The sequence below is a fragment of the Candidatus Methanoprimaticola sp. MG2 genome (genome assembly GCF_047501175.1).
Taxonomy (GTDB): domain Archaea; phylum Thermoplasmatota; class Thermoplasmata; order Methanomassiliicoccales; family Methanomethylophilaceae; genus Methanoprimaticola.
Genome location: NZ_JBEQWH010000006.1, coordinates 1 through 12,173, shown reverse-complemented (window position 1 = coordinate 12,173; position 12,173 = coordinate 1). Strand labels below are relative to the sequence as shown.

Sequence of the window (12,173 nt, the reverse complement as noted above, 5' to 3'; positions counted from 1 at the left end):
CCGTCACATTCCCCAGAAAGGCTCTTCCTTCCTCTTGATGGCCACGGTCTCCTCCATGGTCATCTTCTCGTCGGCTGTCAGTTCGAGGCCCTGGAGCTGCTTGTATCCGGATTCGATGAGGTCCACATACACGACGTTCTCCTCGTCGATCTGCCTCCCGACGGTCACACCCTCTATGGCGACCGCGACCTCGTCGCCCTGCTTGGCCTCCTTCTGGACGTCCTCGCCGATGCGTATGCTCTTGATCCTCCCCATGTCGCGTCCGTCAGGACCTATGAGGTTCTCCCCGGGGCGTATCCTGCCGGCAAGCACCCTGACACCGACGATGGCGGGCTTGCTGGCGCGGAAGATGCAGTTGGGAAGCACGACGAACTTGGCAGGGAACGAGAACACCGCCCTCTTGTCGGAGTCGGTCTGCTTCTTGCTCTCCTCCACCCACTCGATGTAGTCGTCGATGAGCTGGTACACGATCTGGTTGCTGAAGACCTTCAGGTCCTCGTGGTTGGCGAGCTCGGCCTCGGCATCCTTGGACAGGGCGGAGTTGAACCCCAGGATGACACAGTTCTTCTTGTCCGCGTACGCGGTCTCGACTATGTCCCTGCGCGTGATCTCCCCGATACCGTACTTCCTGATGGGGATGTTGTGCGCCTTAGCCTCGTACGCGAGCGCCTCCAGCGACCCGATGGCGTCCGCCTTTATCGTGACGCCGTTCTCCTGGGTCTCGATCTTGATGCTGGTCTCCTCGGCGAGAGCCTTTATGGCAGGGTCGTTCGGACCCTTCACCACGATGATGGGAGCACCTGCGATGACTCCCTCGCAGTTCTGAGTGGAAATCTTGACCCCTGCGGCGGCATGGAGCTCCTTGACGGAGTCGAAGCGGTCCCTGGGATCGCGGATCTCATCGAGAGGCTTCGGCTTCAGGATGGCCTTGATCTTCGTGACGACGGGTGCGCCGCGCGTCCCCATCGCGATGGTGTCCCCCTTCCTCAGTGTACCGGAGTAGAGGATCATGTCCAGGGTCTTTCCTAGTCCGCGCTCCTCCTTGATCTCCAGGATGGTCCCCTTCCCCGGTCCCTCCCCTTTCTCGAGCTGGGTCTCCAGGAAGCGCTGGGCCAGACCGATGAGGACTAGCAGGAGGTCCTGTATCCCCTCCCCGGCCTTCGCGCTGATGGGCACCAGTGCCACGGCCTTGGTGAAGTCGTCTATCCTGTCGTATCTGTCGGACGAGATGCCTTCCTGAGCGAGCTGCGCGATGACATTGTACATCTTCTCGTCGAAGACCGCGTGCGTGTGGTCCTGCTGTTGCCTCTCCGATAGGATGAAGGGCCTTCCCTCCTCCGAGATCCACCCCTCGATGGTGTCGATCTTGTTGAGGGCGATGACGAAGGGGGTCTTGTACTGTCTCAGGATGCGTATCGACTCGATCGTCTGGGGCATCAGGCCCTCCCTCACATCGATGACTAGGACCGCGAGATCGGCAAGGGACCCTCCCCTGGCACGGAGGGTCACGAAGGACTGGTGCCCGGGGGTGTCGATGAACAGGAGTCCCGGGACATCGAATTTCTTCCCTCCGATGATCGAACCGCACATCTTGTAGATGTGGTCGATGGGGACCTCGGTGGCGCCGATATGCTGGGTGATGGCGCCGGCCTCCCTTGCCTGGACCGAGGTGCCTCTGATGCGGTCAAGAAGCTTGGTCTTGCCGTGGTCGACATGACCCAGAACGCTGACAACGGGTTGCCTTATGGCCATAATTAAACACCTCAGTAATAGGATAAGTGGTTTTGGTAAGGAGTTTCGCGATCGTATCACTCGTAGATCCACTTGTCCGAGGTTCTCTCGTAGGAGATGAGCTCCTCGGGCTTGAAGAAGATGGAGATCTCCCTCTTGGCGGACTCGACGGAATCGGAACCGTGGATGATGTTCATGCCGGTGACCATGGCGTAGTCTCCGCGTATGGTCCCAGGTGCGGACTCGGCAGGGTTGGTCTTCCCCATCATTCCCCTGCAGATCGTCACGGCGTTCTCTCCCTCGAGGACCATCGCGAGGACGGGCCCGGAGGTGATGTAGGAGATCAGCGAGGGGAAGAAGGGCTTGCCCTTGTGCTCCCCGTAGTGGTTCTCCGCAGTCTCCTTGGAGATGGTCATCAGCTTCATGCCGACGATCTTCAGCCCCTTCTTCTCGAAGCGGGAGACGATCTCGCCGCAGAGTCCGCGCTGGACTCCGTCGGGCTTGACCATGAGGTAGGTCTGCTCCATCGGGATCACTCCGCGTTATCGGAGGCCTCGGACTTCTCCAGGGCCTTGAGCTTGGTCGCCTTCTCGATCTGTGCCTTCTCGGTCCACAGGGTGGTCCTGGCGACCCTCTTCAGCTCGATCATGTTCTTGTAGCACTTGTTGGACTCGAAGAACAGGATGGTCCCGTCCTTCTTGACGTACATCTTGCCGGTACCGGGTTCGATGGATGCCCCGCAGAAGGAGCATTTCCTGGAAGTGTCGACCATTCGAATCACCTCATTCCCAGTTTCCTGGCTTCTCTGGATGTCTCCCTCAGCATGAGGATGTCTCCCATCCTGACGGGTCCCATGATGTTCCTGGTGATGATCCTGCCCTTGTCGCGTCCATCGAGGACACGGACCTTGACCTGGGTTGCCTCCCCGGTCATTCCGGTCCTGCCGATGACCTCGACGACCTCGGCGGGTATGCTGTCGGTGTCTACCATTCCAGTTCACCTTCAGCCTTTCAGGTTCTTGACTGCCTGGGCGATCTCGTCGCAGAGGGCCTTTCCCTTTCCGACATCCATGATTGCGATGGAAGCGGTGGGCTTGTCGAGGCCGATAGCGGTACCGAGCTCGGTCTTGCTGGGAACGTAGACGTAGGGGACGTTCCTCTCGTCGCACAGTGCGGGCATGTGGGCGAGGATCTCGGGAGGCTCGACGTCTGCGGCCATGATGACGATGGCGGCGTTGCCGCGCTCGACGACCTTGGTGACCTCGTTGGTTCCCTTCTTGATCTTGCCGCCATCCCTTGCCATCTCGGCGAGGGAGTAGGCTTTGTCAGAAATCTCCTTGGGAGTCTCGAATTTCACGTATACGGACATTTCAATTACCTCTTTCCGGCGCTCAAGCGCGCCTTCATCATTCATCGGCTCTGAGAGCAGGCCCGACCTATCTGATGCTCTTATTTAATGGTTAGGCGAGGACGGCGTCGGACCCCTGTCCGTCCGCATCCCCGTCACCGACAGAGAACATCCTGCGGAGGACGACCGCCAACATGTACACCGTCAGGATGTTCCTGACCAACAGGATCGCCATCCCCAGGGAATTGATGGCGTCCCCGCCTCCCAGGTACCCTATGTTGTATGCGAAGTTCAGCTGCGTGAGGAGGATGATGGCGACGGTCAGCATGAACACCCTCCTCCCGAACCCGTCGTTGCAGACCAGCATGACCAGCAGCACCGGGCCGATAAGCCAGATGACGTACTGCGAGGAGAACACCTTGTTGACCACCAGGAACACCAGCATGCATGCCAGCATCGCGAGTGCGGCCAGCCTCGATCCCTGTCCGGGATGACGCTTCAGAAGGTACGCGGAGAGGACCCATACCGCGATGAGCCCGATGACCGTGCACGTCAGCAGGACCTCCGACACCGCGTCCGGGATCGCCCCGCGGAGGTTGTCCGACCAGAAGCTCTCGGCGGATGCCTCCTGGATCCACATGTCTGACACCCCGAACAGGGAGAAGAAGTAGATCACGGAGGCCGCCACCGACTCGATCTGGAGGGGCCTGCCCGAATTGTAGGACAGGAAGTTGGTTATTATCTCGGGATTTATGACCCAGCATACGGCCACCGCCACCAGCCCGACCGTCACGAACGACGCGGCTCCGACGGCCATCTCGCGCATCCTGCCCTGATTCATCATCAGGAGGACATATACCGGGAACAGGATCGCCGGGTACAGCTTGACCAGGACGCCGACGGCCAGCAGGACGAACGCCCAGTTGTACCTCCTCTCGGCGAACATCAGGACGGATGCGAGCGTGATCACCATGACGAATATGTCGAACCGGTCCAGGACGAACTCGATCATCAGGACCACGAGTATGGAGTAGGCCATCATCGCCTTGATGCGGTCATACCCCAGGACGCGGGCCAGCCTGGACACGAGCAGTAGGCCTATGACGACGAATACGAACACCTCCGCCACATACGCGGTCTCGTAGCTCCAGGGCGTGTTCCCGAAGAACCTGGGTATGGCTATGAAGACTATCGCCAGGGGAGGATACTCCATCACGGGGAACTCCCCGTTGAACAGCGGTTCCGCGTTCTTCCAGAACCTGTCGCGGATGACCTCCGTCTCGATGCCCGCGAAGTACACGACGAGCAGGTACACTATGCAGGCGACCAGGAACAGCGCCGCCATGACGGTGGTGGCGCGACGGACATCGTCCCCCCATAGGATGCGCTTGATGTCAGACATCTGAATCTTCCGATCCGGAGACCTCGAACGCATCCCTTCCGAACCTCAGACTGGAGAATATGTCCCAGGGCGTGTGCTTTCCGAGATACCAGTATGTCAGGACGGCCACGATGATCACGCCCAGAAGGTCCGCGGTCAGGTCGCCCATCGTGTCACGGGCGCTGTAGACCATGTAGGAGCCTCCGCCGGCGAAATCGACGAACCCCTCGATCATCTCCCATATGCCTCCGAAGCTCAGGGAGACCAGCACCAGCATAGCGACCATCCCCGTCCTGCGGCCGAAAGTCACATGCTTGGGCGAGCTGCATTCGATCACGCACAGTGCGATGAAGACGATCATCGTGACGATGGTGGACGAGATCACATGGCCCATGTCCCCCCACCAGCTCAGGTTGAGGTAGAACCCGAGGTTCAGCGATATCACGTAGAAGTACATGTTCCCGTAGACGGCCAGGAGGAACATCCTGGGCATCGACACCAGCCGGGCGAGCCTGAGCACCGGCAGGAGCATCGAGACGAGCGCCCATGCGATGCAGGTCGCGATCAGATAGATGGGGTCGTGCCCCGCCTCTATCCCAGGCGCGATCCCCAGTATGGGGAAGATGGCTATGACCATGAACGACAGGGGACACAGGACCAGCATCGCCCATGCGGTCCTGACCTCCCTCGCATTCTGCTCGGGGGTCATCATTCCAGCACCTCCATGCCGTGCTCCGTGATGATGAGTCCCTTCTTCCTGAGGTCATGGGACAGGTACCACGCGTAGAGGATCATGACCAGGCAGGTCATCAGGAAATGGTGCAGGATGTACCCGTTGTCGGTCATCCAGTTGTCCGCACCTTCGAAGACGTACTCGAGTACGAACCCTGGCACTTCCATGCCCATGCCTATGAACGGACTGAGACCGAGGACTATCGCCCAGTTGTAGGACGCACCCGTGACCGATGCTATGATGACGAACATGGACATCGTCAGGGGCATCATCGGGACGCTGTGGACCAGTCCGATGAGCACGAACCAGAACGTGCTCGGCTCACCTGCCTCGTTGGAGAAGCCCTCCGGGGACAGGATCGTCACCGAGAGGAACGTGCACACCAGGGACGCTGCCGCGGCGATCATGATGAAGACGTTCATCCTGGCCGAACAGCGCTTCGATGCGACGATTCCGAAGACAAGAGCGAAGAACGATATCACCGCCATGATGCCCTCGTAGTTGCACCAAGCGACGACCAACGACGCTACCGCTAGGATAGCACTTGCCGTCGCTACTAGTCTTCCGGAATTCATTGTAGGGGGACGAAACGCATTCTGATTATAATCCTATTCACTACGCGACCGTAATGCGGCGAAACAACCCGTTGCGAACGAACCCCTTATTTACTTAAGGGGATTTGCGAGACTCATGATAAGGTTCGGCCCCGCCGGCATACCGCTGTCCTGCAAAGGACGCACCCTAAAAGACGGTATCGAGGATGTGCACAACCTCAGCCTCAGCGCTCTGGAGATACAGATGGTTCGTGCGGGAGCATATCCGCGTCCTCCCGAAGACGAGGAGGTCGGCCTCACGATCAATGACATCACGGAGGACTTCGTCGTCGAGATCCTGAGGGACGGGGACCCTATCAGCGACCCGGACGAGCCCATCGACGAGGACGACGACCTCCTGTACATGCCGTCCCCCGTGGCCAACACGTTCGGGAGCCTGAGCGGCATCGGGCACATGGCGAAGAGGATGGACGTTAAACTGTCCATCCATACGCCCTATTACATGGACATCGGAGGGGACGACGAGGTCCTCACCTACTCCTGCATGGACAACATAAGGCACGCGGGGCTCATCCTGGATGCGCTGGACGGGGACATCGTCGTCACCAGCCTCGGCATATACGACGAGAACAAGCCCTCGGAGGAGATCGAGGAGAACATATACCAGAACATCGGCGCCATCGTCGACTGGTGGAAGGGAAACGGACTGAAGCCCAGGCTCGGGATAGAGATTACCGGCCAGCAGGATGTGTTCGGGTCCCTGGAGCAGGTGCTCAACCTCTGCAGCGACATAGATGGACTCACACCGGTCATCAACTTCTCCCACTACCACTCCCGCACGAACGGGACCCTTCTGGACCCGGACGACTTCATAGATCTCATCGAGAACGTCGCACCGTACTGCGACGGTCCCCTTCACACGGCCTTCGCCGGAGTCGAGTACTACGAGAACAACGAGAAGAGGCTCACACCGATCAAGAAGGGCGACCTGAAGTTCGAGCCCCTCGCAGAGGCGCTCATGGAGATGAGGCCCGACTGCACGATAATCTCCACATCGCCGCTGCTCGAACACGATGCGATGTACATGAGGATCATCCAGGAGAGGATCCTTGCGAAGAAGGCCGCTAAGGACCTCAAGGAGAAGAAGAAGTCGGAAGCCGCGGCAGCCGCCGGTGAGTGACTTGACACAACCCGACGGCCTTCTCGAGAACATAAGACTGGCCGTCGGATCCGTCGACCCTGATTCCAAGGAATCGCTGATCGCGAGCATCCTCGAGAAACGTAAGGTCTTCATCTACGGGTCCGGCAGGTCCGGACTGGTGGGACAGCTGTTCGCCGTGCGTCTGGTCCAACTCGGCCTGGACGTCCATTTCGTCGGCGAGATGACGACCCCCATAATCGGGAAGGAGGACCTCACGATCCTGATATCTTTCACCGGCAAGACCTCGTCCGTCGTTCAGACCGCCGAGATAGCCAGACACATCGGGTCGGAGACCGTGTGCATCACCGGGACCGCCTCCAGCCCGCTCACCGGGACGTCGGACGTCTCACTGATCATGGAAGTGCCGGAGAGCGAGGAGATCCGCAAGACGGCCCCCCTGGGGACGATATTCGAGGATTCCGCGTTGATACTGTTCGATATCATCGTCGCGGAGATCATGGAACGCAAAGGGATCAGCGAACAGGACATGCGCTATCGTCATGCCATATGGGTCTGATCACTCCGACATCAAGGCGGAAGCAAACGTCGCATCGCCGCCCTTCACGGAATATATCGCGAGCTCCGAGATCTCTGGATCGATAACGATCAGGACTCCCGACTCGGAATGCCTCTTGAATTCGTCGATCATCTCCTTGGTCGCTTCCGTCCCCTCCGATGGAAAGAACATGCCGACCTGATTGGTGCCGGCGCCTGTGACCACGCAGAACCGTCCCTTGTCATCGGCCTCAATGCTGCCGGTCAGACCGCCGGACATGCAGGACCTCTCGACCGCATCGAATATAGATGCCATGGCATGCGGACCGAACACGACGTCTGCCGTAGTACCCATCCTCCCGATCATTTGAAGAACTCCGGGACGCCCCCACACACAGGCCGTATTTCATGTCATCGGCGGAACGGGTCTGGAAGGACCTCCACCACATCATTGTCCAATATGCAGTCGTCCACATCCACATCCGGACTCAGAAGGGAGTACCCGTCCCTCAGCACCAGCCCGCTCTCACACCCCCACACGTCTATGGCCGCGGACATGACCTCCTCCACCTTGTCCCCCTGCAACGCATCGAACCTCATCCTTGCGTTGGTGGACCTGTTCAGCAATGTGAATCTTACCATGATACCACCCTGCATACAGCAGCGACGATTGGATTCGTACGCCGGGTTTAAGAACACATCAGTTACGGTTTATCTATTAGCGAAGTTATATCGTGCCCCATGGTTGCCGGTCTTAGACTTCCCGAACACTCCCATTGCAGATTCTGCGGGGATCCCATCCCCTTCGGCGAGGAGTATTGCGACAAGGAATGCAGATCGGGGGAGACGAAACGCGAGAGGGATGAGAAGCGCAAGGAATACCGCTTCTGGGGCTCTGCGGTCATTGTATGCGCCATCGTGGTCACGGTCGGCGTGATCATGAAGCTCGCATGATCGGACGTCCGGGCACCTCATTCTTTTGGAGACGGACGCGACATCGTGGACGCGGACTATGTCCGCACCGGACCCGGAGGCCACCAATGCCGCCTCGACAGAGGCTTCGTCCCGGCCCATACCGGGGAACTTGGTGGCCAGGAACCTCTTCCGGGATGATCCCGAGAGTACCGGGTACCCGTCCGAGAAGAACGAACTGTTCTCGAGTATCTCGAGATTCTGATCGGGATCCTTACCGAAACCGATGCCGGGGTCCATGACCAGATGGTCCGCACGGATCCCGGCATCGAGTGCGACCTCCGTCCTCTCCCTGAGAAAATCACGGATCTCGTTCATGAAGTCCCCCTGCATCGCGACCGGCATCGACTTCGGCATCCCGTGCATGTGCATTATGACGGCATGGACGCCGGCGGACGCGCAGAGCTCCGGCATCCCCGCATCACGGAGCCCGTAGACATCGTTGACGATGTCTACGCCCATCGATATGCAACGCTCCGCCACCCGCGTCTTCATGGTATCGACGGAGATGGGGACGCTGACGGACGGTACGAGATCCCTCAGAACCGGCTCCAGCCTGGCGATCTCGTCGTCCGCGGAGACGGGCTCCGAGTTGGGACGGGTGGACTCCCCGCCTATGTCTATGATGTCCGCCCCGGCATCTATCATGTCCATGGCATGACGGACCGCGACGGAGGGGTCCGCCCAGCATCCGCCGTCCGAGAAGGAGTCTGGGGTCACGTTGAGGATCCCCATGATAAGGGGCGGCCCCCCGAGGGGCCGCCTGAGGGTTTTGATCAAACCATCAACTCGTCGATGAGCTCCACGAGGTCACGGACCTGTATGTCCCTCTCGCCCGTGGCCGCGCTCAGGTTGTTGACGCAGAAGGGGCAGCAGGTGATGAGGACCTTCGCGAAGGAGGCCTCGTCCAGCCTGGTGGACGCGATGTCCATCGCCTCCTCGGGATATGCGGAACGTACCCCTCCGCCCCCGCCGCAGCAATGGCTGGTCTTCCCGTTGAACTCCATCTCCTTGAACTCCAGGCCGGGGATCTTGGCGATGACGGCGCGAGGAGCATCATAGACACCGCAGTGCCTTCCGAGGTGACAGGGATCGTGGTACGTGGCGACGACCCCGTCCATGGGCTTCAGCTTGAGGTCCTTGTCAGCCAGGAACTCGGTTATGTGAAGGACCTCGAACGGGACATCGACGTACTTGGGATACTCGTGCTTGAACATCCTGTAGCATCCGGCACAGGAGAGCACGAGGGTCTCCACGCCCTGGGCCTTGATGGCCTCCACGTTCTTCCTCATGAGGTCGGTGACGTCGTCCTGCGACCAACCGACCCTCTGCATGACGGATCCGCAGCACAGCTCGTCCAGGGTCGTGAAGTCCACGCCCATCTTGTCCAGTATGGACATGGTCGCACGGGCGGTCTCCTTGGAGCGGTACGTCGCCGTGCATCCCGCGAAGTATCCGACCTTCGCCTTGTGGGGCTTCCTTCCAAGTGCCTCCTCCCTGCTGACCTTCTCCCCGAAGGGGTTTCCGGTCTCGAGGATGTTCTCGCACATCGCCTTGTGCTTGGGGAGGATGTGTCCCGCCTTCACGAGGTCCGCGCGACAGAGCTCGATGATGTCCACGATGTCCACCTTGGAGGGGCATCTGCGGACGCAGTCCGCACAGGTGGTGCAGGTGTACATGTTCCTGACCACCGACTCGTCCGGCTCGAGGTCCCCGGTGAGAAGACCGTATGTCAGGACGATGCGTCCTCTCGACAATGCGGAATCCCATCCGATCGATTTGAACGAAGGGCATACGCTCTTGCAGAACCCGCACATCGTGCACACGTTGACGGCGTTCCTTACTTTCTCAAGGCTGTCCGCCTTGAACTCCTTTGTGTCCGACATTTCACTCAAGCCTCGGTATGGTGACGCTTCCGTCCATGAGCACCATGACCCTGGAGGACGGATTCTCCCTAAGTGCCTCATCCACAGCCGCCTGGACTGATGGGAAAGGTCTGATGTTTGCACCCTCCAGCAACGAGGGTTCCAGATCGGTGACGGCCCAGATACTGGCCCAGGTGGCGATCTCCGCCATCTTAGCGGCCTTGTGGTACCCCAGCTTGTACTCGGCCTTGAGGTTCTCCAGGACCTCGAACGGGTCGCTGGAGGTCGAGAGCTGCTTCAGGAAGGTGTCGCTGCCGGTACCCTCCCTGCACTTGGAGACCATGATGATCTTCCCGTTCTCCTTGAGGGCCCACTTCCCGTTGTCGAGGGCCTTCTGGGACTGGTACAGGTCGACGTCCATGGGATACGGTGCCACGGAGACGACCACGTCCGCCTTCTCGGGGATCGGCACCGAGAAGACCTCGTTAGCCCACCCGATCGCCTTGTGGAATGCCTCGTTCAGGTCCCCGGAGGCGGCCTTGAATATGTTCTGGTGCCTGTCGAGGACCATCTGGATGGAGAAGATCCTCTTCCCCTTGATCACTTCGAGCGCGTCCATCATGTCCTCGTGGACGGGATTGCCGTCGAGGGCCAGGGACTGCGCGGCCTCGCTCATCGCGAGCTTGTGGTTGGCCTCCACTGTGCGGTAGGATGCGACTCCGGGGAGGAAGGACTTCCTTCCGCCGGTGTATCCGGCGAAATAGTGGGGCTCGACGGACGTTATGATGACCAGACGGTCCGCGTCCACGGCGATCTTGTTGACCTCCATGGGGGTGCCGTTCTTCGAGGTCCCGAGGTTGACGCACTCGGACTTCTTGGCATCATGGCAGATTATCCTGTCCTTCAGCTCCTCGTAGTGGGATCCGAAGACCATGTCGTACTCCTCACGGGTCATGTCCCTGTGGGTGCCGGTCGCGATCAGATAGCGGGCGGACCTGAGGTCCATTCTCTTGGACAGGGCATCCAACACCTTCGCGGTAGGGGTGGGGCGCGTCCCGTCATTGACGATAAAGACCACATCCTCACCGCCCTCCAGGAACTCCTCCATCGAAGAATAGCCCAGGGGATTGTCGATGGAGCTCCCGATGACCTCGTCCGGGTCACCGCAGACGACATCCTTTGGGTAGAATGTGCCGATGTAGTTCGGATCGGGGATGCTGGTTTTCTGAACCCCGTCCTTTCCGTACTTCACATCAACGATCATTTGAATCACGACTTGATGCGTGGACTTCAATTATAAGACTTCGCACACGCGCGTGAGCGATGCGTGTGTCATGGGCCAATCCATTGGCGGTGAATCACACGATTGTGCCATGGATGCGTTCTGGACGTACATCTGTAATGCCCGAAACGATTTATAATCGGCAAGCGCTCCCGCAGACCATGATTACAGATTATCAGTCTCCTCTGTCCAGCAGGTACGCTGTGGACATAATCTCGCTCATCTACGAGAACGAGAAGATCATGGCGACGGACATGCTCCGTATCGCCAAGAACTACAAGACGGTCATCAAGACCGCCGACGAACTTGTGGAGCTGGGTCTGCTCGAGATGCACCTCGAGGCAGGAAGGCGCCTGATGAAGATATACACCCTCACCGCAAAGGGAAAGTCCATCGGCAAGCGCATGTTCGAGTGCCGCGAGATCTTCTACGGAAGGCTCGACTTCGAGGAGGACGTCGTCTCCGAGGGCAAGGAGAAGAAGTCCAAAAAGAAGGCCAAGAACTGATTATTTTCCAGGGCCGGGGACGACCCCGGCCCATCCGATCCATACTGATAGTAGTGTGTTTCCTAATTCTGGTGTCATATAGACATCCTCGTGGATTTGAAACGGT

Annotated in this window: 16 protein-coding genes and 1 pseudogene; 4 read left to right on the top strand and 13 right to left on the bottom strand. The window is 59.2% G+C overall.

Going from position 1 to position 12,173, the window contains the following annotated elements; all coding sequences use genetic code 11:
* Positions 1-3 precede the first annotated feature (3 nt).
* The 8 genes from infB to V5D86_RS05595 all read right to left on the bottom strand — a co-directional run bounded on the left by infB (position 4) and on the right by V5D86_RS05595 (position 5,767).
* Positions 4-1,752, bottom strand: a complete 1,749-nt coding sequence (gene infB, locus V5D86_RS05630) for a translation initiation factor IF-2 (protein ID WP_414595713.1) — start codon at positions 1,750-1,752, stop codon at positions 4-6.
* Positions 1,753-1,808: 56 nt separating this feature from the next.
* Complete coding sequence (gene ndk, locus V5D86_RS05625; protein ID WP_414595712.1) at positions 1,809-2,258, bottom strand: nucleoside-diphosphate kinase; 450 nt, start codon at positions 2,256-2,258, stop codon at positions 1,809-1,811.
* Positions 2,259-2,263: 5 nt separating this feature from the next.
* A complete protein-coding gene (locus V5D86_RS05620) occupies positions 2,264-2,503 on the bottom strand; it encodes a 50S ribosomal protein L24e (protein ID WP_414595711.1) in 240 nt (79 codons plus the stop codon).
* Positions 2,504-2,508: 5 nt separating this feature from the next.
* Positions 2,509-2,721 carry a 30S ribosomal protein S28e gene (locus tag V5D86_RS05615; RefSeq protein WP_178197452.1) on the bottom strand — a complete coding sequence of 71 codons (213 nt, stop codon included), beginning with the start codon at positions 2,719-2,721 and terminating at the stop codon, positions 2,509-2,511.
* A gap of 12 nt (positions 2,722-2,733) precedes the next feature.
* Positions 2,734-3,099, bottom strand: coding sequence for a 50S ribosomal protein L7Ae (gene rpl7ae / locus V5D86_RS05610; protein ID WP_414595710.1), 366 nt, complete (start codon positions 3,097-3,099; stop codon positions 2,734-2,736).
* A 91-nt stretch (positions 3,100-3,190) separates the two neighbouring features.
* Positions 3,191-4,480: a glycosyltransferase 87 family protein gene (locus tag V5D86_RS05605; protein WP_414595709.1), complete on the bottom strand. Its 1,290-nt coding sequence runs from the start codon at positions 4,478-4,480 to the stop codon at positions 3,191-3,193.
* Entirely contained in the window at positions 4,473-5,171 is a 699-nt protein-coding gene (locus tag V5D86_RS05600) for a hypothetical protein (RefSeq protein WP_414595708.1), read from the bottom strand. Before V5D86_RS05600 ends, V5D86_RS05605 begins: the two co-directional genes overlap by 8 nt.
* Positions 5,168-5,767, bottom strand: coding sequence for a hypothetical protein (locus V5D86_RS05595; protein WP_414595707.1), 600 nt, complete (start codon positions 5,765-5,767; stop codon positions 5,168-5,170). The genes V5D86_RS05600 and V5D86_RS05595 overlap by 4 nt, the downstream gene beginning before the upstream one ends.
* Before the next feature lie 115 nt (positions 5,768-5,882).
* On the opposite strand from V5D86_RS05595, the gene V5D86_RS05590 reads away from it, so the two are divergent.
* Positions 5,883-6,926: a TIM barrel protein gene (locus V5D86_RS05590; protein WP_414595706.1), complete on the top strand. Its 1,044-nt coding sequence runs from the start codon at positions 5,883-5,885 to the stop codon at positions 6,924-6,926.
* A gap of 1 nt (position 6,927) precedes the next feature.
* Positions 6,928-7,464, top strand: a complete 537-nt coding sequence (locus tag V5D86_RS05585) for an SIS domain-containing protein (protein WP_414595705.1) — start codon at positions 6,928-6,930, stop codon at positions 7,462-7,464.
* Here V5D86_RS05585 and V5D86_RS05580 read toward each other — a convergent pair whose 3' ends face one another.
* Positions 7,465-7,809 carry a hypothetical protein gene (locus tag V5D86_RS05580; protein WP_414595704.1) on the bottom strand — a complete coding sequence of 115 codons (345 nt, stop codon included), beginning with the start codon at positions 7,807-7,809 and terminating at the stop codon, positions 7,465-7,467.
* Between the two features lie 44 nt (positions 7,810-7,853).
* The gene (locus V5D86_RS05575; RefSeq protein WP_414595703.1) at positions 7,854-8,084 is read right to left on the bottom strand and encodes a hypothetical protein; all 231 of its coding nucleotides are present in this window, start codon (positions 8,082-8,084) and stop codon (positions 7,854-7,856) included.
* Between the two features lie 99 nt (positions 8,085-8,183).
* On the opposite strand from V5D86_RS05575, the gene V5D86_RS05570 reads away from it, so the two are divergent.
* Entirely contained in the window at positions 8,184-8,396 is a 213-nt protein-coding gene (locus V5D86_RS05570; protein ID WP_414595823.1) for a DUF2116 family Zn-ribbon domain-containing protein, read from the top strand.
* A gap of 30 nt (positions 8,397-8,426) precedes the next feature.
* On the opposite strand, the pseudogene folP reads toward V5D86_RS05570, so the two are convergent.
* The 3 genes and pseudogenes from folP to larA form a co-directional block, all read right to left on the bottom strand.
* Positions 8,427-9,149 (bottom strand): annotated as a pseudogene (folP, locus tag V5D86_RS05565) (dihydropteroate synthase); the annotation flags it as partial.
* Positions 9,150-9,190: 41 nt separating this feature from the next.
* Positions 9,191-10,300 (bottom strand): (Fe-S)-binding protein, encoded by a 1,110-nt coding sequence (locus V5D86_RS05560; RefSeq protein ID WP_414595702.1) that lies wholly within the window; start codon positions 10,298-10,300, stop codon positions 9,191-9,193.
* Between the two features lies 1 nt (position 10,301).
* Complete coding sequence (larA, locus tag V5D86_RS05555) at positions 10,302-11,543, bottom strand: nickel-dependent lactate racemase (RefSeq protein ID WP_414595701.1); 1,242 nt, start codon at positions 11,541-11,543, stop codon at positions 10,302-10,304.
* A 179-nt stretch (positions 11,544-11,722) separates the two neighbouring features.
* Between larA and V5D86_RS05550 the strand changes: the two genes are divergently transcribed.
* The gene (locus V5D86_RS05550; RefSeq protein WP_414595700.1) at positions 11,723-12,067 is read left to right on the top strand and encodes a hypothetical protein; all 345 of its coding nucleotides are present in this window, start codon (positions 11,723-11,725) and stop codon (positions 12,065-12,067) included.
* Positions 12,068-12,173 lie beyond the last annotated feature (106 nt).